We start from the raw sequence: 22433 nt of genomic DNA on the forward strand, positions 1-22433 counted from the left end.
TCTGCCCTGGAACGAGGAGCCCGAGTGACCGCCCCCGAGTCGCCCCAGCCCGTTGCCGACGACGACAAGTCGCACGTGCCTCCGCTGACGACCCGTGTCGTCATCGCCGAGGACGAGGCGCTCATCCGGCTCGACCTCAAAGAGATGCTCGAGGAGGAGGGCTACCACGTCGTCGGTGAGGCCGGGGACGGTGAGCAGGCCGTCGAGCTGGCTCGTGAGCACAAGCCCGACCTGGTGATCCTCGATGTGAAGATGCCGAAGCTCGACGGTATCTCGGCGGCCGAGAAGATCGCCGAGGAGCGCATCGCCCCGGTGCTCATGCTCACCGCCTTCTCGCAGCGCGACCTCGTCGAGCGCGCCCGGGACGCGGGTGCGATGGCGTACTTGGTGAAGCCGTTCAGCAAGAGCGATGTCGTCCCGGCGATCGAGATGGCCGTCTCTCGGTTCAACGAGCTCAGGACGCTGGAGAAGGAGGTCGCGGATCTCGCCCAGCGGCTGGAGACCCGGAAGCTGGTCGACCGGGCGAAGTCGATCCTGCAGACGGAGTACGGGCTGACCGAGCCCGCCGCCTTCCGCTGGATCCAGAAGACCTCCATGGATCGCCGTATGTCGATGCAGCAGGTCGCGGAGGCCGTCATCCAGGACGCCGAGGAGAAGAAGACCTCGAAGGGCTGAGGCCCGAGACCGTACGAGTGAGGCCCGCGCCCCCGGGATCTTCCGGGGGCGCGGGCCTCTTCGTGTGTCCGGCGGCGTGTGCTCAGTCCTCGCCGAGGTACGCCTTCCGCACGGATTCGTCGTGCAGGAGGTCCTGGCCGGTGCCGGAGAGGACGATGTTGCCGACCTCCATCACATGGCCGTGGTCGGCGAGCGACAGTGCCGCCTGGGCGTTCTGCTCGACGAGGAGGATCGTCGTGCCCTGGGCCTTCAGCTCGGCGATGGTCGCCATGATCTTCTGCATCATGATCGGGGAGAGACCCATGGAGGGTTCGTCGAGCATGAGCAGTTTCGGCTGGGACATCAGGGCTCGGCCCATCGCGAGCATCTGCTGTTCCCCGCCGGACAGGGTGCCTGCCGCCTGCTTCCTGCGCTCCCCGAGGATGGGGAAGAGGTCGTAGGCCCGCTGGATGTCCTTTTCGATGCCTTCCTTGTCCTTGCGGAGGAAGGCGCCGAGTTGGAGGTTCTCCGCGATTGTCAGGCGCGGGAAGATGTGCCGGCCCTCGGGGGAGTGAGCGAGTCCGAGGGAGACGATCTTGTGGGCGGGGACGTTCGTCAGCGGCTTTCCGCCGAAGGTGATCCTGCCGGCGGTCGGCTTGAGGAGGCCGGAGAGCGTGCGCAGGGTCGTGGTCTTGCCGGCGCCGTTGGTTCCGATGAGAGTGACGACCTGACCGGCGTCGACGCTGAAGGAGATGCCCTTGACGGCTTCGATCTTGCCGTAGGCCACCCTGAGGTCCTCGACCTCGAGCAGTGCGGTCACTGGGCTTCTCCCTTGGTGCTGCCGGTGGTGCTGTCTGCGGTCGCGTCGGCGACGGCTTCTGCGGCGGCGACCTCGGCGGCTTCCGCTTCGCCGGGTTCACCTTCGAAGGGGGTGCCGAGGTAGGCGGCGATGACGCGCTCGTCGGCCTGGACGACCTCGGAGGTGCCTTCGACGAGCTTTTCGCCCTGGACGAGGACGGCGACGCGGTCGCAGAGGTTGAAGATGAAGCGCATGTCGTGCTCGATGACGAGAACGGCGATGCCCTTGTCACGGATCGCGAACACCAGTTCCTCGGTGGCTCGCGTCTCCTGCGGGTTCATGCCGGCCGTGGGCTCGTCCAGCAGGAGCAGTCCCGGCTCGCTCGCCAGTGCTCGTGCGATTTCCAGCTTGCGCTGTTCGCCGTAGGGGAGGTTGCGGGCGAGGTGGTCGCGTTTGGCGGCCAGGCCGACGAACTCGAGGAGTTCCATGGCCCGTGCCTCGGACTCCTTCTCGGCCTTCTTGAAACCGGGGCCGCGGAGCAGGGCGGACCACAGGCCCTCCTTCGTCCGCGTGTGGCGGCCGACGAGGACGTTCTCCAGGACGGTCATGTTGGCGAAGAGCCGGATGTTCTGGAATGTGCGGGCTATGCCCGCCTTGGTCACCAGATGGGGCTTGGGGGGCAGGACGGTGCCCTTGTAGGAGACCTTGCCCTCGGTCGGGATGTACAGGCCCGTGAGGCAGTTGAAGAAGGTGGTCTTGCCTGCGCCGTTGGGGCCGATGAGGCCGACGATCTCGCCGCTGTTGACGGTGAAGTCGACGGATCGTACGGCGGTGAGGCCGCCGAAGCGCATCGTGACGTCGCGGGCTTCGAGTACAGGTGTCGTCATGGTTCTTACGCCCCTGCCTTGGTGACGGCCGGCTCGTCGGTCAGCGTCGCTTGTTCGGGTACGTCGAGTTGGCCGGTCTCGTGGAATTCGAGCTGGCGGCGGCGGTTGGCGATGATGCCTTCCGGCCGGAAGCGCATCAGCAGGACGAGGGCGATGCCGAAGGCGAGGAGTGACTTGTCCTGAAGGAATACGAGCTTTTCCGGGAGCAGGTACAGCAGTGCCGCGCCGAGCAGGGGTCCTGCGACAGTGCCCATGCCGCCGAGTACGACCGCGGCGAGGAGGAAGGCCGAGTTGGGCGGCGTGGATCCGGCGAACTGGTAGGGGTTGGGGACCACGCTGTACGTCACGTGTGCGCTGACGGTTCCCGCGAGGCCGGCCAGGGAGGCGCCGAGGGCGAAGGCGATGAGCTTGACCCGGAAGCCGTTGATGCCCATGGCGGTCGCGGCGGTCTCGTCCTCGCGGATGGCGATCCAGGAGCGGCCGATGCGGGAGTCGGCGGCGCGCGTGAAGACGAGGACGACCAGGGCCATGATGAGGACCATCAGGAGGTAGTAGTTGGCGAAGCGCCCGATGGTGAAGCTGCCGATGTCGTGCGAGTTCCCGAAGTTGAACCCGAAGAGGTTGATGTCGGGGATGGACGGGATGCCGTTGGGACCGTTGGTGATGTCGGGGCCGGAGACGCCGTCCATGTTGTTGACGGCGATGCGGAAGATCTCTCCGAAGCCGAGGGTGACGATGGCGAGGTAGTCGCCGCGCAGCCGCAGGGTCGGGGCGCCGATGAGGACACCGAAGACGAGGGAGGCGGCGGCGCCGGCCAGGGCGGCGGCCCAGAAGGGGAACTGGACGCCGGAGAAGCGGGAGAACTCGGAGCCCGAGACGAGGGCGGCGGTGTAGGCGCCGACGCCGAGAAAGGCGACGTATCCGAGGTCGAGGAGGCCGGCGAGGCCGACGACGATGTTCAGGCCGAGGGCGACCGTTCCGAAGATGAGGATGTTGACGCCGATGTTGGCGTAGTGGTCGTCGGTCTGGGTGAGGGGGAAGGCGATGGCGGCGACGAAGCCCATCGCGAGGGTGAAGCTGCGGTTGGTCGCCACGATGCGCGAGAAGCGGTCGAGCAGGCCCGCGGTGTGCGCCGCCCAGACGGCGAAGACGACGACGATGAGGTAGCCGATGAAGAGCTCGCCGTATTCGGTGTCGATGCCGTAGGCGAAGGCGAAGAGGCCGATGATCGTGATGGCGGTGATGATGGCGCGCTGGACCCAGGGGGCCGTGTGGCCGGCCGGGGCGATGTGGTCCGGCTTGGCGATGGAGGCGCGCAGGGTTTCCTTGGCGGTCGCTTCTCCGGCTACGGGCTGGGGCAGGGCGAGGGCGCCGAGCACGGACAGCAGGGAGGCGACGGCCGCGACGTAGCCGCCCGGTTCGAGGTTGACGAGGCCGCCGAGTTTGGCGGCGATCGCGATGACGGTGAACCAGGTGGTGCCGAAGGCGCCGAGAGCGGCGAGGACCGTGGGTGCGTTGTTGCGGGCGGGGGTGAGCCAGCCGAGGCCCTTGACGCCGTATCCGGCGAGGGCGAAGAGGGCGACGAGGATGCCGCCGGTGAAGGTCAGCCACTGCAGGCCGCCCGGGTAGCCGTAGACGGTGAGGTCGCCGGGGAAGTCGACGGTCCAGGTCCAGGCGAGGAAGGCGGAGGCGATGGTGGCGACGCCGCCGAGAAGGGTGAGTGCGCGGGCGGCGGCCGGAGGCAGCGGGACGAGCCCGCGCTCGGTGACCATCGGCGTCTCGGGGGTCTTGGTGTCGGTCATGGTGATCACGCCCTGTCCGCGACACGTTCGCCGAGGAGGCCCTGTGGCCTGAAGAGGAGTACGAGGATGAGCAGGACGAAGGCCCACATGGGGGCCCAGCCCTGTCCACCGAGCTGCTGCATGCCGGGGACGTTGTCGATGTAGGCGGAGGCCATGGTTTCGGCGATGCCGAGGACGAGGCCGCCGAGCATGGCGCCGTAGATGTTGCCGATGCCGCCGAGGACGGCCGCGGTGAAGGCCTTGAGGCCCATGAGGAAGCCCATGCGGTAGTCGATGCTGCCGTACTTGAGGCCGTAGGCGACCGCGGCGACGGCGGCGAAGAGGCCGCCGATGGCGAAGGCGATGACGATGATGCGGCTGGTGTCGATGCCCATCAGCTGCGCGGTGTCGGGGTCCTGCGCGGTGGCCTGCATGGCGCGGCCGGTGCGGCTGCGGCGGACGAACACGGCGAGGGCGCCCATGCACACGGCGGCGGCGATGATCAGGAAGATGTCGGCGTCCTTGATGGTGACGGAGCCGAAGTCGTGCGTGGCGTCGAGGCCGGGGAAGGGGCGGGCGCGGTCGGCCTGGGGGTAGAAGTTGCGGACGACTTCCTGGAGCGCCAGGGAGAGGCCGATGGCGGTGATGAGCGGTGCCAGCCTTGGCCCTCCGCGAAGTGGTCGGTAGGCGAACCGTTCCGCTCCGACGGCGATGAGGATGGCGACGATTGCGCCGCCTATCAGCATCAGGGGCACAAGGGCCCACATCGGGGTGCCGGAGGGGAGGATCAACGAGACCGTGAGAGCGCCGAAGGCTCCGGTCATGAAGATCTCGCCGTGTGCGAAGTTGATGAGCTGGACGATGCCGTACACCATCGTGTAGCCGATGGCGATCAGCCCGTACATCGAGCCTAGAAGCAGCCCGTTGGCCAGCTGCTGCGGCAGGGTGTTCACCGCATGGCCTCCATGTCGCTGGTGGTCGTGTTGTGCACGGTGGTGTGCAGGGCAGGGTGTGAAGACGGGCCGCGCGGTCGGGGTTCTCCTTCCGCGCGGCCCGTCGGTGCAGTGCTTGAGGTGAAGGTTCAGCTGCCGGTGTGCGTCAGCCCGCGTTGTACGTGCCGGTCTTCACAGCCTTCCAGGCGCCGTTCTCGACCTGGTAAACGGTGAGCTGCTTGTTGGTCGTGTCGCCGAACTCGTCGAAGGAGACGTGACCGGAGATGCCTTCGAAGTCGCTCTTCTGGACGCCGTCGACGACCTTGGCGCGCAGGTCGTCACCGGAGGGCAGCTTGCCGCCGTTGGCGTCCTTGGCTGCCTTGACCGCGTTGATGATGGCGTTGGCGGCGTCGTAGGCGTAGGCGCCGTAGGCGCCGTAGTCGCCCTTGTAGCCCTTGGCCTTGTAGGTCTCGACGAAGGTCTTGGCGGCGGGCAGGGTGTCGACAGGGACGCCCACTGCGGTGGCCAGGTCGCCCTCGGCGGCCTTGCCCGCGGTCTCGATGTAGGTGGTGGCGTACATGCCGTCGCCGCCGAACAGCGGGATCTTGACGCCGGCGTCCTTGAGCTGCTTGGTGATCAGCTCGGACTCGTCGTACTGACCGCCGTAGTAGACGATGTCGGCCTTGGCGTTCTTGATCTTGGTGACGAGCGAAGCGAAGTCCTTGTCACCGGTGTTGACGTGGTCCGTGCCGACGACCGCGCCGCCCAGCTGCTTGAACGAGTCGTTGAAGATCTTGGCGAGGCCGGCGCCGTAGGTCTGCTTGTCGTCGACGACGAAGGCCTTCTTCTTCTTGAGGCCGTTGTAGGCGTAGTCGGCGGCGAAGCCACCCTGGAGGGCGTCGGTGGTGGCGGTACGGAAGTACGTCTTGTACTGCCGCGTCTTGTTGGTCTGCCAGTCCTTGCCCTGGGTCAGCGCCGGGTTCGTGTTCGAGGGGGAGATCTCGACCATGTTGGCGGAGGCGAAGACCTGCTGCATGGACTGGGCCACACCGGAGTTGAGCGGGCCGACGGCGCCGACGACGCTCTTGTCGCCGACGAGGGCAGTGGCGTTCTGCTGGCCGGTGGCGGGCAGCGCCTTGTCGTCCAGGGCCTTGATCTTGAACTTCACGCCGGGAACGGTGTTCTTCTTGTTGGCGTCGTCGACGGCGATCTGGACGCCGTACTGGATGCCGAGACCCGTGGTCGAGTTCTCGCCGGAGAGCGGAGCGTCCACACCGATGGTGAGGGTCGTGGCGGAGCCGCTGTCGCCGCTCTTGCTGCTGTTGTCGCGGGAGCCGCACGCGGTGAGGGTCAGAGCTCCGGTGGTGAGCACGGAGGTGAGGATCACCAAAGAACGCTGTCGCACAATCAGTCCTTTCCGCGGGCGTGGTCGCCGTCTTACGGGCGGCCCAAGTGCCACGCTGGTACCGAACTCCCGGTGGAGCGGTGACTGGCCGTGACTCTAAGCCCGGTCTGGCGATAGGGCATCGTCGCGGACTGGTCTGTGACTTTCTTGTTATGACGTGCCGGTTGATGCGTATCGGGCACGGTGGCTCTAGGCCGGTTTGGCAGAATTTCCGTGTAGTCCACATGTTGAGAACGCGCACTTCCTCTTGGTGTTGCGCGAGCCCCTCGGCGGGAGGTGTCGCAGGCAGTGTGAAGGAGCGCGGAAAGATCGCGGGAGTAGGCGCCGTCAAAGATGAAACTGTGCTCCTGTATTGCGCGCGTGTTACGCAGCGTTACATCTAGATAGGGAAGATCGGGATTCAGTGGCAGTCCGGAGCAGTCGGATACGGATATCTCGAGTGTGATGCGACGCGTTGTCCCGGCGCGCACGGAAACAGACGCGTTGGGTTTGGTCCGGGCGTCGAGTCCGGTGAATCCTGCTCTGATGCCGTAGACGGTCACGGGCGGGCCATTGCGGACAAAGATGTCGAACCGGAAGGTTCCGACGGGAGAGGCGGTGGTGGCCCGGTGGCCGACTCCCGCATAGATGAACTCGGTTACGTTCACGGGCCAGGGCGGCAGGACCGGCTCGGGGGGTGCGGTGGAGGGTGGTGCCGGCAGGAGCAGGAGGGTGCCCGTGACGGCGAGGGCCGCGGCGGCGCCCAGGGCGGCTCTGCGAGTGCCTGCCGGCAGCCGGGTCCATCGGTCGGACAGGCGGGGGGTGTCCCTGCCGACGACGTCGTGACCGGGCTCCGGTTCCGTCGGCTCGACGGGTTCGACCGGTCCGATGCCGCTCATCGCCGGGGCCTCATGGGGCCACGGTAGGGGCGCCGGGGTCCGGCCGGGAAGGTGTGGTGATGCGCCCTGTGTTCGCAGGGAGTTGAGCGGCCGCGCGTACGTGCCGGGAGGCGCTGACGGCTGAGGGGGTGCCGTTGGCTTCGGGCACCCCCCGGGGGGTCAGCCAGCGGCGCGGACGTGGTCCCCGTCGCCCGGCATCACATCACGCAGCAGGCAGGTCAGCCGGGCGGTGCACACGCGCCTGTCCTCCTCGTCGCTGATCACGATCTCGTACGTCGCGGTCGAGCGCCCCCGGTGGACGGGGGTGGCCACACCGGTGACCAGTCCGGAGCGCACCCCGCGGTGGTGGGTGCAGTTCAGGTCGACACCGACGGCGATCTTGGAGCTGCCGCCGTGCAGCATGGAACCGACCGAGCCGAGGGTCTCGGCGAGGACGGCGGAGGCCCCGCCGTGCAGCAGCCCGTACGGCTGGGTGTTGCCCTCCACCGGCATGGTGCCGACCACCCGCTCCGGGGAGGCCTCGACGATCTGGACACCCATGCGGGTGCCGAGGTGTCCTGCGGAGAAGAGGGCGGGCAGGTCCACGCCGAGTGCGGCGTACTCGTCGATGATTTCTTGCGGGAACTTCACGCTGTGCTGCTCACCCATGGGGCACGGCTCCGTTCGTCGGGATCGGTCACTCGGCTGTGACTGAGCAAACGCTCAGTCGGTCGCCGATTGTTCCAGGCGGACCACGACGGACTTGCTCGCGGGGGTGTTGCTCGTGTCTGCGGTGGCGTCCAGGGGGACCAGGACATTGGTCTCCGGGTAGTAGGCGGCGGCACAGCCCCGGGCGGTGGGGTAGTGCACCACTCGGAAGCCGGGGGCGCGCCGTTCGACGCCGTCCTTCCACTCGCCGACCAGATCGACGTACGAGCCGTCCGCCACGCCCAGCGCGTGGGCGTCCTCGGGGTGGACGAGGACCACACGGCGGCCGTTCCTGATACCGCGGTAGCGGTCGTCGAGGCCGTAGACGGTGGTGTTGTACTGGTCGTGCGAGCGCAGGGTCTGCAGCAGGAGCCGGCCCTCGGGCAGTTCGGGGAACTCCACGGGGGCGGCCGTGAAGTTGGCCTTGCCGGTGACGGTGGGGAAGCGGCGCTCGTCGCGGGGTGCGTGGGGGAGCGCGAAACCGCCCGGGTGGGCCACGCGCGCGTTGAAGTCCTCGAAGCCGGGGATCACGCGTGCGATGCGGTCGCGGACGGTCGCGTAGTCCTTCTCGAACTGCTCCCACGGGACCGTGCTGTCGGCACCCAGCACACGGCGGGCCAGGCGGCACACGATGGCAGGCTCGGACAGCAGGTGGGTGCTCGCGGGCTCCAGGCGGCCCCGTGAGGCGTGCACCATGCCCATGGAGTCCTCGACGGTCACGAACTGCTCGCCGCTGCCCTGCAGATCGCGCTCGGTGCGGCCGAGGGTGGGCAGGATCAGGGCGCGCGCGCCGGTGACGGTGTGCGAGCGGTTCAGCTTGGTCGACACATGCACCGTGAGCCGGGCGCGGCGCATGGCTGCCTCGGTCACACCGGTGTCGGGGGAGGCGGACACGAAGTTGCCGCCCATGGCGAAGAAGACCTTCGCCTCGCCGTCGCGCAGGGCGCGGATGGCCCGGACGACGTCGTAGCCGTGCTCGCGCGGCGGCGCGAAGCCGAACTCCTTCTCCAGGGCGTCCAGGAAGGCGGGTGCCGGGCGCTCGAAGATGCCCATGGTGCGGTCCCCTTGCACGTTCGAGTGACCGCGCACCGGGCACACGCCCGCGCCCGGGCGTCCGATGTTGCCGCGCAGCAGCAGGAAGTTGACGATCTCTCGGATGGTGGGGACCGAGTGCTTGTGCTGGGTGAGGCCCATGGCCCAGCAGACGATGGTGCGCTTCGAGGCGAGGACCATCCCGAGGGCCTTCTCGATCTCCTCGCGGGTGAGACCGGTCGCCGTGAGCGTGTCGTGCCAGTCGGCGGCGCGGGCGACCTCGGCGAACTCCTCGAAGCCGTACGTGTGTTCGCGGACGAACTCCTCGTCGACCGCGCCGTCCGTCTGCAGGATCAGCTTGTTGAGCAGACGGAAGAGAGCCTGGTCGCCGCCGATGCGGATCTGCAGGAACAGGTCGGTCAGCGCGGCACCCCTGACCATGCCCTGAGGGGTCTGCGGATTCTTGAAGCGCTCCAGGCCCGCCTCGGGCAGCGGGTTGACGCTGATGATCCTCGCACCGCCCGCCTTCGCCTTCTCCAGGGCCGAGAGCATCCGCGGGTGGTTGGTGCCGGGGTTCTGCCCGGCGACGATGATCAGGTCCGCCTTGTAGAGGTCCTCGAGCAGAACGCTGCCCTTGCCGATGCCGATCGTCTCGGAGAGCGCGGAGCCGGACGACTCGTGGCACATGTTCGAGCAGTCGGGCAGGTTGTTGGTGCCCAGCTCGCGGGCGAAGAGCTGGTACAGGAACGCGGCCTCGTTGCTGGTGCGGCCGGAGGTGTAGAAGACGGCCTCGTCGGGGGACCCGAGCGCGGCGATCTCCTCGGCGATGACGTCGAAGGCGCGCTCCCAGGAGACCGGCTCGTAGTGGTCCGCCCCTTCGGGCAGGTACATGGGATGGGTCAGGCGTCCCTGCTGCCCCAGCCAGTAGCCGCTGCGGGAGGCGAGGTCGGCGACCGAGTGCGCGGCGAAGAACTCCGGGGTGACCCGGCGCAGGGTGGCCTCCTCGGCGACCGCTTTCGCGCCGTTCTCACAGAACTCCGCGGTGTGCCGATGGCCGGGCTCGGGCCAGGCGCAGCCGGGGCAGTCGAAGCCGTCCTTCTGATTGACCCGCAGCAGGGTCAGCGCGGTGCGGCGCACACCCATCTGCTGCTGGGCCACCCGCAGGGTGTGTCCGATCGCGGGCAGCCCCGCCGCGGCGTGCTTCGGCTCGGCGACCTGCGGCGCGTCCTGGACCGGGTCACCCTTGGGCGGCTTGCTGGCCATCTCGGCCCTCCCCTTCGCGTACACGTGTGAGGTACATCTGCGATCCTCGCACGCTGCGATGACGGCCACGGCAGCCCGACCGTACGGGGGACGGCGCCCGTGCTCGCCCGCGGCCGCGGGGCGCGGTTCCGCGGTGCTCCGTGACTCTGCGCGGCTCTGTGACTCCGTGGCGCACCGTGCCTCCGGGCGACGTCGTGCCGCTCCGTGACGTCGTGCGACGGAGGCGGCACGTGATCACGCGCGGTCGTGCGTGGACGAGCGGAACCCATCACGGAGCGATGATCCCGCCACCACGACGGAGCGCCCCGGCACCGGGGGATGCCCCGCTCGTCCACCGGAGGAACCCGCGGGCGGGTCCGAGTGTCAGTGGGGCGTGGCAGGATCGGGGGCGTGGCAGAGACAGCATCGAAGAAGACCGAGAAGACCTCCGGCGGCGGCCGCCCGCGGCTGATGCTCATGGACGGGCACTCACTGGCCTACCGCGCGTTCTTCGCGCTGCCCGCGGAGAACTTCACGACCGCGACGGGCCAGCCGACGAACGCGATCTACGGCTTCGCGTCGATGCTGGCGAACACACTGCGCGACGAGGCGCCCACGCACTTCGCGGTGGCGTTCGACGTCTCCCGCAAGACCTGGCGCTCCGAGGAGTTCACGGAGTACAAGGCGAACCGCTCGAAGACCCCGGACGAGTTCAAGGGCCAGGTCGAGCTGATCGGCGAGCTGCTGGACACGATGCACGCCCCGCGCTTCGCGGTCGAGGGGTACGAGGCGGACGACGTGATCGCCACGCTCGCCACCCAGGCCGAGGCCCAGGGCTTCGAGGTACTGATCGTCACCGGCGACCGCGACTCCTTCCAGCTGGTCACCGACAACATCACGGTGCTGTACCCGACGAAGGGTGTCTCGGAGCTGACCCGGTTCACTCCTGAGAAGGTCTTGGAGAAGTACGGGCTGACGCCGGCGCAGTACCCGGACTTCGCGGCGCTGCGCGGCGACCCGTCGGACAATCTGCCGGGCATCCCGGGCGTCGGAGAGAAGACGGCCGCGAAGTGGATCAACCAGTTCGGTTCGTTCGCTGAGCTGGTCGAGCGCGTCGAGGAGGTCAAGGGCAAGGCCGGGCAGAACCTGCGCGACCACTTGGAGTCGGTGAAGCTCAACCGCCGGCTCACCGAGCTGGAGCGGGGCGTGGAGCTGCAGAAGACGGTCACCGACCTGGAGCGCGCCCCGTACGACCGCAAGGCCGTCGCGATGGTCCTTGACACCCTGGAGATCAGGAACCCCTCGCTGCGCGAGCGGCTCTTCGCCGTCGACCCCGGGGCCGAGGAGGCCGAGACGCCGCCCGTCGAGGCGGGCGGCGTCGAACTGGACGGCTCGGTCCTGGGCGTGGGCGAGCTGAAACCGTGGCTCGCCGGGCACGCCGGGCAGGCACTCGGTGTGACCACGGTCGACTCGTGGGCCCTCGGCACCGGCTCGGTCGCCGAGATCGCGCTGGCCGCGGCCGACGGCGCGGCGGCCTGGTTCGACCCGGCTCAGCTGGACGAGGAGGACGAGAAGGCGTTCGCGGCCTGGCTCGCCGACCCGGCGAAGCCCAAGGTGCTGCACAACGCCAAGGGCGCGATGCGCGTCTTCCCCGAGCACGGGTGGTCCCTCGAGGGCGTGACGATGGACACGGCGCTCGCCGCGTACCTCGTCAAGCCGGGCCGGCGCTCCTTCGCGCTGGACGCGCTGTCGCTTGAGTACCTGGGCCGCGAGCTGGCGCCGGCGGCGACCGCCGACGGGCAGCTCGCCTTCGGCACGGACGAGGGCGCCGAGGCCGAGGCGCTGATGATCCAGGCCCGCGCGGTCCTCGACCTCGGGCAGGCCTTCGAGGACAAGCTGCGCGAGGTCGGCGCCGCGGACCTGCTGCGCGACATGGAGCTGCCCGTCTCCGCGCTGCTGGCGCGTATGGAGCGGCACGGCATCGCCGCGGACCGCACGCATCTGGAGGCCATGGAGCAGATGTTCGCCGGCGCCGTCCAGCAGGCGGTGAAGGAGGCACACGCGGCGGCCGGGCACGAGTTCAACCTGGGCTCGCCCAAGCAGCTCCAGGAGGTCCTCTTCGGCGAACTGGCCCTGCCCAGGACCAAGAAGACGAAGACGGGCTACACGACGGACGCGGACGCGCTGGCGTGGCTCGCCACCCAGACGGACAACGAACTGCCGGTGATCATGCTGCGTCACCGGGAGCAGGCCAAGCTGCGGGTGACGGTCGAGGGCCTGATCAAGACGATCGCGACGGACGGCCGTATCCACACCACGTTCAACCAGACGGTCGCGGCGACCGGCCGCCTGTCGTCGACGGACCCGAACCTGCAGAACATCCCCGTGCGCACCGACGAGGGCAGGGCGATCCGCCGCGGCTTCGTGGTCGGCGAGGGCCTCGAGTCACTGATGACGGCGGACTACAGCCAGATCGAGCTGCGTGTGATGGCGCATCTGTCGGAGGACGAGGGCCTGATCCAGGCGTTCACGTCCGGCGAGGACCTCCACACCACGGTCGCCTCCCAGGTGTTCGGGGTGGGCCGCGACGCGGTGGACGCGGAGATGCGGCGCAAGATCAAGGCGATGTCGTACGGGCTGGCGTACGGCCTGTCGGCGTTCGGCCTGTCCCAGCAGCTGAACATCGAGGCGGCGGAGGCCCGTGTCCTGATGGACACGTACTTCGAGCGGTTCGGCGGAGTACGGGACTATCTGCGCCGCGTGGTCGACGAGGCGAGGGCCACCGGTTACACGGAGACACTCTTCGGGCGCCGCCGCTACCTGCCCGACCTGAACAGCGACAACCGTCAGCGCCGGGAGACGGCGGAGCGGATGGCTCTGAACGCCCCGATCCAGGGCACGGCCGCAGACATCGTCAAGATCGCGATGCTGAACGTGGACCGCGCGCTGCGGGAGGCCGGCCTCAAGTCCCGCATGCTTCTCCAGGTCCACGACGAAATCGTCCTGGAGATCGCCCCGGGGGAGCGGGTGAAGACGGAGGAACTGGTCCGCCGCGAGATGGCGGGCGCGGTGCATCTGAGGGCGCCACTGGATGTGTCGGTGGGAGCCGGCGGGGACTGGGAGTCGGCGGCGCACTAGCCACCGGCCGGTCCCCGGCGAGCGAAGGGGGACAGGAACCGGCGGCCCCGGCCGGCATGGAACGGTCGGCCGGGGCCGCGTGGAGTCCAGTGGCCGGGCGCTCCCGGTCCGCCGCGGCGGAGGAAGATCCCGGCGGTGACCCGGTGGTGGCCGCCCTCGCGCAGCTCGATGGCCGGTGTGTGCACCGCGGAGCGCCTCCCGCCCGGGCCGGGGAACCCACCTGTCACTCGCCTGGCCTCCCCGAAAGGGCGCCCGCGTCCAGGCCGGCGTAAGGATGCCCCATGGGTCTACGTCCGCTTCCCCGCCGCACGGGGATGCGAGGGGCCTTCGTATGCGCCGCTCTCCTGCCACCGTCCCCCGCCCACGCGGCCGGCGCGAGCACCGCACGTCTGCCCGGACTCGCGCTCGCCGACCGTGCCGCCGCACTCACCGCCAGGGTGCAGGGAGGCATCCGGACCATCCGGTCCACGATCGCCTCCCGCCTCAGGGCACTCAAGGGATCGCCACGTGGTCCAGGCCCTGCGTGTTCCCACGCCGGTCGGCGGCACGGGCCACCCGCGCAGGACACGGCCAGCTCACGGCTGCGCGCCGTTCTCACCGCGGCCCGGGAACTGCTGCGCGGACTTGCCGCCTCTCGCTGTCCCCGTGTCCCGGCCGGCCCCGCGAAGTCGCTCAGCTGGACACCGGACGGGCCGGCTCCGTACGAGCCGCTGCCGGCTCGGCAGGGGCCGGACGACGACGCGCCCTGATCCCCACCGCGTAGAGCGCCGACCCGACGACGAGACCCGCGCCCGCGCCGAAGCAGATCGCCGGGATCAGCTCCCACGGCTTTGCGGTCGCACCCCAGTGGGCCCACCAGCGTGATGCCCGCTGTGCGGCCCCCGCCGCCGCACACCCGCCGATCACCGCACCGGCAACCCACCGTTCGGCCAACGACAGCAGCGGCACCCGCGACAGCGCGGACGGACCGGCCGCCACCCGCCGCAGCGCGACCGCCACGAACACCGCGATCACCACCGCCGCGACCGCCGAACTCCCGTACTGCAGGTACCAGTACAGCGGGGAACCCGCGATCTGCTGCCCCAGCACGGGGAACAACCGCATCCCCCACCGGTCGAGATGCGTGAACGCGTCCCACACGACGTGCGTCGACGCACCCAGCGCCGCGGAGACGTACCACCACAAGGCCAGAGGCAACGAGATCCTCCCTCGCGGCGTGCCACAGCGCACGAGTGCCGCCACCCGCCCCTGCCAGGCCCGCGGCAGCAGCGCCACCAGCGGCTCCCGCAGCACCAGCCACGTCCCCACCAGCGCCCAGGCGATGAGTACATCGATCGTGAACACCCCGGCAAAGGAGTGTGTGAACTCACCGAACTCCATCGCCCCGGACACCGCACTCGCCGCGTAATAGGTCATGTCGGGCGCGAACGTCCCCGCGACGAGGACCGTGGGCACCAGCTGTCCTCGGCCGGAGCCGTCCTCGCGCACGGCGGGCAGCACCGCCGCGGCATGACTGAGAGTGAACGGCACGTCGGTTCCCCCGGGGCGGTCTTCGGCCGGGTACAACCACCCGGCGATCACAGACGTTCAGTATGAGGGACGCATGAAACGGATGAGGCGATCCGCCCGGCTCGTACACCCCGTCGAACCAGAGGTGACCAACGGGTGAAAACCGGGCAGCAACCGGTGTCCGGGCGACACAAGTTGTCGTAGGGTCACATGGTCGCCGCGCAGGACGTGTGGTCGAATGCACGCAACACAATCGAACGTCCATGGGGTCGTCGACGGGAGGGGTTCACTCAATGGCGGCGCATTTCGGCCGGAGGCTGCGCAAGGGGGCGGCAACCACCGCTGTGGCCGCGGCCGCGGTCGCGGCTCTGGCCGCGTCCCAGGCTCCTGGAGTGACCACCGAGGACCAGGGCAGGCAGCCCACCGGTGCCCAGGCCGCCCCCGACGGCATCGACGGCGGAAGCGCTGACGACTCGGCCACCGGCAACGGCGGCTACTACACCGACCTCCCGCCGCTCAACAGCCCCACTACGTCGCCCAGCCCGAGCGCCGGCACCATCACCGGTATCACCGGGGACTCGGAGGCCGGCATACCCGCCACCGTCCTCGACGCCTACAAGAAGGCCGCGGCCGAACTCCGGCAGTCGAAGCCGGGCTGCAACCTGCCCTGGCAACTCCTCGCCGCGATCGGCAAGGTGGAATCCGGCCAGGCTCGCGGCGGCCGGGTCGACGCGGAAGGCACGACGTACTCGAAGATCCTCGGTCCGGTTCTCGACGGCAACGGCTTCGCGCACATCAAGGACACGGACAACGGTGCCTACGACGGCGACGGCGCCTACGACCGCGCGGTCGGCCCCATGCAGTTCATCCCCTCGACATGGGCCTGGGCGGGCCGCGACGGCAACGGCGACGGTGTCGAGGACCCCAACAACGTCTACGATGCCGCCCTCGCCGCCGGGCACTACCTCTGCCGCGCCGACCGTGATCTTTCGGTCAAGTCCGACAGGAACGCGGCGATACTCGGCTACAACAACTCGCAGGACTATCTCAACACCGTTCTGTCCTGGTACGAGTACTACCTCAAGCACACCCACTCCATCCCGGACGGCACCGGCAAGCTGCCCACGCACCGCAGCGGCGAGAAGCCCGGCACGCGTCCGAAGCCGAGGACGAGCGCACCCGCCACCCCCAAGCCGGGCAAGGGCGGCTCCGCCGGCCCGAGCCCGTCCCTGCCGGGCACGCCGAAGCCCCCGACGACGTCGCCCACACCCACGCCCACCGACACGGTGGACCATCTTGCGAACGGTGGCACCGGCACGCTCTCCGCCATGGCCGGCGACACGTTCGGCCAGAGGATCGTGGTGAAGGCGCTGACCAAGACGGGCAAGGCCGTGGCGAAGGTCCGGGTGCGCTTCACGATCAGCGGCGACACGGACGCCACCTTCACGGGCGGCGAGAGCGTGGCGACCGTCGTCACCGACAGCGCGGGCAACGCCACCGCACCCGCGCTCCTGGCGGGCGAGAAGACGGGCGACTTCCAGGTCCGCGCCCTTGTCGTGGGCCGCACGGTCACCGGCATCGCTTTCCCGGCCACCGTCGCCGAACGCCAGGCCGACACCCTTGTCCGCACCAGTGACACCGCTCTCACCTGCACCCCGGGCGGCGAGTTCACGGACCAGGTAGAGGTGAAGGCCACATACAAGGGGGCCGTCGCGGACGGTGTGGCGGCAACCGCGACCCTCGTCAAGTCGGCCGACGACCCGACCGAGAACGACAAGGGCCCTTACTTCAAGGACGCGGACGGCAAGACCGTGCGCACCCTCACAGGCCTGAAGACCGACGCGGACGGTCTGCTGAAGCTCCCGAAGCTCTACGCCGACGACACGACCGGCCCGTTCCTGCTCCGCATCACCGCCGCGGGCGGGGCCACTGTGACGGTCGAACTGAACGTCGCGGCGGCCATGCCGCCGGCCGAGCCCAGCGCATAGGTTCCGGCCCCGCGTACGACGGCGGCGCCCCTCCACCGCGGAGGCGCGCCGCCGTCGTACGTGCGACGTGTTCTCATCTCGCGTGCCCGTTGCTACCGTGCCGGACCTGACGATGTATCAGCTACGGTCCCGGGGAGGCCCGTATGCGCGCCCTCATCGCGGCGGCGATCGGTCTCGCCGCCGCGCTCGCCCTGGTGTTCACTCTGACGGCCTCGGGCTCGCCCACCGGAAAGACGTCCCCGAAGCCGCTGCTGACGACGGTCCCCAGCCATCCATGACGCACGGGGTCCGTGCCGGGGTGCAGATGACTCGACAGCCGGACCCGCACGCACAGGGAGGACGCCGAGATGCGCCGCAAGGCCGGCCTGATCCTGCTCGCCTTCGCCGTGTTCTTCACGGCGCTGTCCCCGCTGCTGCGCTGGTACGCCTTCCCGCGTCTGGCCAAAGTTCCCGCGAACCAGTACCAGGACATGGTCCTCGAAGCGAGAGACGCCACCCTCCTCGACTACGGCACCATGAAGTCCCGCACGGTTCCCAAGGTCACCATCGTGCAGACCCTCAAGGGCAATGTGGAGGCCGGGAAGAAGATCGAGAAGTCGGCCGGCCAAGACGTGGTGGTCTGGGACGGCCTGTCCTATGTGCAGGGCCCCGACGGCAAGATGGTCTCCCGCATCCCCGAGCGCTACATCTTCGACGCACACACTCAGGAACCCGTCCACGCGACCGGCGAGATGGTCGACGGCGACCCCGTCCGACGCGACGGCATCGAGTTCAAGTGGCCTTTCCTGACACAGAAGCGGGACTACGAGTACTTCGACGCGCAGGCACGTGTCACGGCGCCCATCCACTACAAGGGCACACAGACCTTCCGGGGCGTGCGGGTCTACTACTTCGAGCAGACCATCCCCTGGACCAAGGTGCCCCTCCCCAAGGCCATGCCCGTCCAGGGCATCACTCCCGAGTCGGTCGCGAAGACCGGCACGACCCGCTGGTACACCACGGTCCGCAGGTTCTGGGTCGAGCCGGTGACCGGCGCGCCCGTCTACGGCGAGGAGATCCACAAGGAGGAGCTGCGCGGCGGCACGCTCCTGGGAGGCCGTGCCAAGGTCACGGCGTTCGCGGGCCATGTGAAGATGCGCGAGGACTACATCAGGTCGACGGTCGCCCTCGTCAAGCACAACCGCACCCTCGTCCTGATGCTGACGTCCTACCTGCCGTGGGGCTTCGTCGCCCTCGGCGTCTGTCTGCTGTCGCTGTCCCTCTACCTCGAGGCCCGCGCCCGGCGCCCGGAAGAGGCCGCGCCCAGCAAGGCCGTGGAGCCCGATCCGGTCATCGCCTGAGCCGCGTGTTCGTGTGCCGGGTCGGCTCCGCAGCGGTGGGGTCCTCCGGCCAGGGGTGCTTGGGATAGCGGCCCCGCAGCTCCGCCCGTACGGCCCGGTAGCCGTCCCGCCAGAAGGAGGCGAGATCGGCGGTGACGGCGGCGGGACGGCCGGCAGGGGAGAGCAGATGCACCAGCAGGGGGATCCCGGCGATCCGGGGCGAATTCTGGAGCCCGAACATCTCCTGCAGCCTGACGGCGAGGACGGGCTGCCCGGGATCCGCGTAGTCGATGCGTATGGCGGACCCGCTCGGCACGGTGATCCGTTCGGGGGCGAGTTCGTCGAGCCGGGCGGCCTCCCCGGTGGACCAGGGCAGCAGCCGGGCGAGGGCCCCTCCGGCGTCGATCCGCGCGAGATCGGCCCGCCGCCGGGCACGGCTCAGTTCGGGCTCGAGCCACTCGTCCAAACGCGCGTGGAGGGCGTCGTGGGCGACATCCGGCCAGGGAGCACCCAGGTGCAGCCGCAGAAAGGCGAGACGCTGCCGCAGCAGCCGGGCACCCGGCGACCAGCGCAGCAGGCCCAATCCCTCCTGCCGCAGCCCCTCCAGAAGGGCCTCCCGTACGAGAGCCGGGGCGGGTTCCCGCAGCGGGCGTACTGTCAGCTCGACGGCCCCGAGCCGCTCGACACCGCGGGCGACGACATCCCCGCCGGCCCAGCGCACCTCGTCCTCCGCGCCGTGCAGAGCGGCCGCGGCGCGGCGCGCCACGTCCTCGTCCACCACGGCGGCGAGCCGCATGCGGGCGTGCCCCGACCCGACGGGCCGGTCCGCGACGGCGACGGCGAGCCACGGCGCGCCGCGCAGCCCCGATCCGGCGCCCGGCTCGGCGCGGGTGCCGTTCACCATCAGAAACGAGCCGCCGTCGGCCCGCGCGAGCCGCTCGGGGAAGGCGAGGGCGGCGACGAGACCGGCCACATGGTCGTCCTGCGTCCTCGCCACGCCCTGCGTGTCCGGGAGCGGCCCGTCCGGCGCGGCCCGCAGCCGGCGCGCCTCCTCCCGCCAGCGCGCCGCGTACGCGTCGCCTCCGTGCCGGGCCGTCCGCCAGGCCGCCGCCAGGTCGTCCCCGTACTCCCGTGGCGGCTCCTCGCTCAGCAGCGCGACCACCTCGGCGGCCCGCTCCGGTCCGACCTCCGGGGCGGCGTCCAGCAGCGCCCGGGCCAGCCGCGGATGCAGACCGAGCCGGGACATCCGCACGCCCCGTTCCGTGGCCCGCCCCGCGGGATCCACGGCACCGATCGCCGCCAGGACCGACCTGGCCGCCGCCATCGCCCCGCCCGGAGGCGGGTCGAGGAGCGCCAGCCCGGACGCGTCCGGGTCGCCCCAGCACGCCGTCTGCAGCGCGAAGGCCGTCAGGTCGGCCAGCCTGATCTCCGGCGTGGGGAACCGGGGCAGCCGCGTGTCCTCCGCCTCGGACCAGCACCGGTACACCCGGCCCGGAGCCTCGCGCCCCGCCCGGCCCGCGCGCTGCCTGCTCGCCGCCTGCGAGGCCCGTACCGTCGTCAGCGCACTCAGCCCGCGGGCGTGGTCCACTCGCGGTTCCCGGGCGAGGCCGGAGTCGACGACCACCCGCACCCCGGGCACGGTCAGTGACGACTCCGCGACGGCCGTCGCCAGCACCACCCGCCGTCGACTGCCGGGGGACAGCACGGCGTCCTGCACTGCCGCCGGTGCCCGTCCGTGCACCTGGAGCACCTCGACCTCGCCCACGTCGCCCAACTGCCCCGCCACGCGCGCGATCTCCCCCACGCCCGGCAGGAAGCACAGCACGTCGCCCTCACACTCCGCGAGCGCCCGCCGCACCACCGACGCCACATGCGCCGGCAGCGCCGGGTCGACGCGCAGCCCGTGCGGCGGCCGCAGGGGGCGCGTGGGAGGCGCCCACACCACCTCGACGGGGTACGACGTGCCCGCCGCCTCGACGACCGCAGCCCCACCCAGCAGCCGGGCCCACCCCTCCGCGTCCGTCGTCGCCGAGGCGGCGACCAGCCGCAGCTCCGGCCGCAGGGTCTCCCGTACGTCCAGCAGGAATGCGGCGACCGTGTCGGCGTCCAGGTGCCGCTCGTGGCACTCGTCGAGCACGACGACGTCGACGCGCGACAGTTCCTGGTCCCGCTGCAGCCGCTGCAGCAGTACTCCGGTCGTGACGACCTCCACGCGCGTGTGCCGCCCCGCCACCCGCTCGCCACGCACGGCGTAGCCGACGCTGCCCCCCGGCTTCTCGCCGAGCAGCCACGCCATCCGCCGGGCAGCGGCGCGTGCGGCGATCCGCCGGGGCTCCGCGACCAGGACACGGCGCGCCGGGCCGTCGCCGACCAGCCCGGCGAGGACCAGTGGCACGAGCGTCGTCTTGCCGGTGCCGGGCGGGGCGCACAGCACCGCCACACCGCGTTCGTCCAGCGCGTTGCGAAGAGCGGGGACGGCAGCGAGCACGGGCAGACGGTCGAGGGCGTCTCGGCGGATCACCGCACCAGTGTTCCAGGAGGGGGAGTCAAGGGAGAAAGACGCGCTCGCACCGGCGGCAGAACAGCTTCCTGCGCCATTCGGCCCGCCGTCTCGCGGTCTGGGCCACTGTGGCGCGCAGCGACACCAGCCAGACCCCCCCGCCGGCCACCCCGACGAACCCCAGCCACGCCTCGGAGACCAGCAGAGCGCAGCCCAGGGTCAGCAGCCCGAGGGGCGCCGCCCACCGTTCGTCGTCCAGGGAGGGACGCGCGAGGTGAGGTGCCCCGGCCCGCCTCTCGGGCGGCAGCGTTCTCCAGTACGCGCTGAGCCGCGTGGTCCTGTCGCTCCGCTCGCAGACCGGGCAGATGTGCATACGCATCCCCCCAACCCGTAGCGCTGCGCACCGCAGCCTTCGAGGGCGTATCGACATGTCGTTTGTGCCCTGTCCGTACCGCGGGCATACGCGTAGGGCCGCCCTCACCGGGGATGGGCCGGAACCGCCCGCTCAGCCCCGCTCGCACACGAATATCGCCGTCCCCGGGATCAGGCTGCCGCGCAGCGGCGACCACCCGCCCCACTCCGACGTGTTCCACGCGGGCCACTCCGGTTCGACCAGATCGACGAGCCGGAAGCCGGACGCCACGATGTCCCGCACCCGGTCGCCGAGCGTCCGGTGGTGCTCGACGTACACCGCATGGCCCTGGTCGTCCTGCTCGACGTACGGCGTCCGGTCGAAGTAGGAGGCCGACACCGACAGCCCCTCGGGCCCCGGCTCGTCCGCGAACGCCCAGCGGATCGGGTGCGTCACGGAGAAGACGAAGCGGCCGCCGGGGCGCAGCACCCGGTGCACCTCCCGCAGGACCAGGACCGGGTCCGCGACGAAGGGCAGCGCCCCGTACGCGGAACACGCCAGGTCGAAGGAGGTGTCCCGGAAGGGCAGGGCGGCGGCGTCGGCCTGGACGAGGGGAAAGGCCCCGCCGATGCGCAGGGCGTGCTGGAGCTGACGGTGCGAGAGGTCGAGTGCCACCGGGCGCGCGCCCTGGCCTGCCAGCCAGCGCGAGCACTGCGCCGCGCCGGCGCCGATCTCCAGGACGTCCTTGCCCTTGAGGTCCTCCGGTCGGCCGAGCAACTCGGACTCGACCTCGTCGAGGCCCTCGGGGCCCCATACGAAGCGGTCATCGCCCAGGAACGTGCCGTGTTCGATCTGGTATTCGTCCGCGTTCCGGTCCCACCAGCCCCGGTTGGCCCGGGCACTCTCGGTGACGCCCGCCGTACGTCGGGTGGCTTCCGGCTCGAACTGCTCGGGCTCTTGGATGATCGGCTCCCTCGTCGTACTCTTCCGTCCAGCCTTTCGCGGCGGTGTCACGGAAGAGGTGTCTCGGACCTGAGTGACCTCGTGGGGTCGCCCGGTTGGCCGGTGTCGCGTGGTGGATTCTGCCGGGAATGCGGCGATCCGCCCCGGGTGTGCACCTTCGCGCATTGACCCTGTCCGGCTGCCCCCGTATGCTACAAGTTGCGCTGCGGGCCTGCGCACCTCAGACGGAGCAGGCTGCGCTCGCATCTGTTGTATGTCCCCTCGGTTCTCGAGGCGCTGCCGGGCACCCGGTGTCCTAAGGTGGCGCTTCCTTGGCTGTCCGGCTTCTACAGAGCGAAACGGGCTCCCGGCGTAAGCAGTGCCTACG

16 protein-coding genes are annotated in these 22433 nt (G+C 70.2%); 5 read left to right on the forward strand and 11 right to left on the reverse strand.

Features of this window, described 5'->3' with window-relative positions:
- Positions 1-24 precede the first annotated feature (24 nt).
- Positions 25-675, forward strand: a complete 651-nt coding sequence (locus VXC91_RS00725) for an ANTAR domain-containing response regulator (RefSeq protein ID WP_329504296.1) — start codon at positions 25-27, stop codon at positions 673-675.
- Positions 676-757: 82 nt separating this feature from the next.
- Here VXC91_RS00725 and VXC91_RS00730 read toward each other — a convergent pair whose 3' ends face one another.
- From VXC91_RS00730 to VXC91_RS00760, 7 genes are all read right to left on the reverse strand, one after another.
- Positions 758-1474 carry an ABC transporter ATP-binding protein gene (locus tag VXC91_RS00730; protein WP_329504297.1) on the reverse strand — a complete coding sequence of 239 codons (717 nt, stop codon included), beginning with the start codon at positions 1472-1474 and terminating at the stop codon, positions 758-760.
- Positions 1471-2340 (reverse strand): ABC transporter ATP-binding protein, encoded by an 870-nt coding sequence (locus VXC91_RS00735; protein ID WP_329504298.1) that lies wholly within the window; start codon positions 2338-2340, stop codon positions 1471-1473. Before VXC91_RS00735 ends, VXC91_RS00730 begins: the two co-directional genes overlap by 4 nt.
- Before the next feature lie 5 nt (positions 2341-2345).
- A complete protein-coding gene (locus VXC91_RS00740) occupies positions 2346-4142 on the reverse strand; it encodes a branched-chain amino acid ABC transporter permease (RefSeq protein WP_329504299.1) in 1797 nt (598 codons plus the stop codon).
- Between the two features lie 5 nt (positions 4143-4147).
- Positions 4148-5074, reverse strand: a complete 927-nt coding sequence (locus tag VXC91_RS00745; RefSeq protein ID WP_329504300.1) for a branched-chain amino acid ABC transporter permease — start codon at positions 5072-5074, stop codon at positions 4148-4150.
- 145 nt (positions 5075-5219) lie between these two features.
- Positions 5220-6443: a branched-chain amino acid ABC transporter substrate-binding protein gene (locus VXC91_RS00750; protein ID WP_329504331.1), complete on the reverse strand. Its 1224-nt coding sequence runs from the start codon at positions 6441-6443 to the stop codon at positions 5220-5222.
- 1052 nt (positions 6444-7495) lie between these two features.
- A complete protein-coding gene (locus VXC91_RS00755; protein ID WP_329504301.1) occupies positions 7496-7984 on the reverse strand; it encodes a PaaI family thioesterase in 489 nt (162 codons plus the stop codon).
- 54 nt (positions 7985-8038) lie between these two features.
- The gene (locus tag VXC91_RS00760; RefSeq protein WP_329504302.1) at positions 8039-10318 is read right to left on the reverse strand and encodes an FdhF/YdeP family oxidoreductase; all 2280 of its coding nucleotides are present in this window, start codon (positions 10316-10318) and stop codon (positions 8039-8041) included.
- 390 nt (positions 10319-10708) lie between these two features.
- Here VXC91_RS00760 and polA point away from each other — a divergent pair, with 390 nt between their 5' ends.
- On the forward strand, positions 10709-13435 hold the full coding sequence (gene polA / locus VXC91_RS00765) for a DNA polymerase I (protein WP_329504303.1): 2727 nt from the start codon (positions 10709-10711) through the stop codon (positions 13433-13435).
- 672 nt (positions 13436-14107) lie between these two features.
- Here polA and VXC91_RS00770 read toward each other — a convergent pair.
- Positions 14108-14965 carry a DUF4184 family protein gene (locus tag VXC91_RS00770; RefSeq protein WP_329504304.1) on the reverse strand — a complete coding sequence of 286 codons (858 nt, stop codon included), beginning with the start codon at positions 14963-14965 and terminating at the stop codon, positions 14108-14110.
- A 272-nt stretch (positions 14966-15237) separates the two neighbouring features.
- Between VXC91_RS00770 and VXC91_RS00775 the strand changes: the two genes are divergently transcribed.
- The 3 genes from VXC91_RS00775 to VXC91_RS00785 all read left to right on the forward strand — a co-directional run bounded on the left by VXC91_RS00775 (position 15238) and on the right by VXC91_RS00785 (position 18272).
- Complete coding sequence (locus tag VXC91_RS00775; protein WP_329504306.1) at positions 15238-16932, forward strand: lytic transglycosylase domain-containing protein; 1695 nt, start codon at positions 15238-15240, stop codon at positions 16930-16932.
- A 143-nt stretch (positions 16933-17075) separates the two neighbouring features.
- Entirely contained in the window at positions 17076-17210 is a 135-nt protein-coding gene (locus VXC91_RS00780; protein ID WP_329504308.1) for an SPW_0924 family protein, read from the forward strand.
- 69 nt (positions 17211-17279) lie between these two features.
- Positions 17280-18272 (forward strand): DUF3068 domain-containing protein, encoded by a 993-nt coding sequence (locus VXC91_RS00785; RefSeq protein ID WP_329504310.1) that lies wholly within the window; start codon positions 17280-17282, stop codon positions 18270-18272.
- Here the strand turns inward: VXC91_RS00785 and hrpB are convergent.
- The 3 genes from hrpB to VXC91_RS00800 form a co-directional block, all read right to left on the reverse strand.
- Entirely contained in the window at positions 18262-20772 is a 2511-nt protein-coding gene (gene hrpB, locus VXC91_RS00790) for an ATP-dependent helicase HrpB (protein ID WP_329504311.1), read from the reverse strand. The genes VXC91_RS00785 and hrpB overlap by 11 nt on opposite strands.
- Positions 20773-20797: 25 nt before the next feature.
- Positions 20798-21130, reverse strand: a complete 333-nt coding sequence (locus tag VXC91_RS00795; protein ID WP_329504312.1) for a hypothetical protein — start codon at positions 21128-21130, stop codon at positions 20798-20800.
- 126 nt (positions 21131-21256) lie between these two features.
- Positions 21257-22066: a class I SAM-dependent methyltransferase gene (locus VXC91_RS00800; protein ID WP_408057311.1), complete on the reverse strand. Its 810-nt coding sequence runs from the start codon at positions 22064-22066 to the stop codon at positions 21257-21259.
- Positions 22067-22433: the final 367 nt, after the last annotated feature.

Source organism: Streptomyces chiangmaiensis, from assembly GCF_036281785.1.
In the GTDB taxonomy this organism is placed as follows: domain Bacteria; phylum Actinomycetota; class Actinomycetes; order Streptomycetales; family Streptomycetaceae; genus Streptomyces; species Streptomyces chiangmaiensis.

Bases quoted from the DNA above. Each gene is read 5' to 3' on its own strand.
- VXC91_RS00735 (WP_329504298.1), bottom strand. From the start codon at position 2,340: ATGACGACACCTGTACTCGAAGCCCGCGACGTCACGATGCGCTTCGGC.
- VXC91_RS00740 (WP_329504299.1), bottom strand. From the start codon at position 4,142: ATGACCGACACCAAGACCCCCGAGACGCCGATGGTCACCGAGCGCGGG.
- VXC91_RS00775 (WP_329504306.1), top strand. From the start codon at position 15,238: ATGGCGGCGCATTTCGGCCGGAGGCTGCGCAAGGGGGCGGCAACCACC.
- VXC91_RS00785 (WP_329504310.1), top strand. From the start codon at position 17,280: ATGCGCCGCAAGGCCGGCCTGATCCTGCTCGCCTTCGCCGTGTTCTTC.
- VXC91_RS00760 (WP_329504302.1), bottom strand. From the start codon at position 10,318: ATGGCCAGCAAGCCGCCCAAGGGTGACCCGGTCCAGGACGCGCCGCAG.
- VXC91_RS00795 (WP_329504312.1), bottom strand. From the start codon at position 21,130: ATGCGTATGCACATCTGCCCGGTCTGCGAGCGGAGCGACAGGACCACG.
- VXC91_RS00755 (WP_329504301.1), bottom strand. From the start codon at position 7,984: ATGGGTGAGCAGCACAGCGTGAAGTTCCCGCAAGAAATCATCGACGAG.
- VXC91_RS00780 (WP_329504308.1), top strand. From the start codon at position 17,076: ATGCGCGCCCTCATCGCGGCGGCGATCGGTCTCGCCGCCGCGCTCGCC.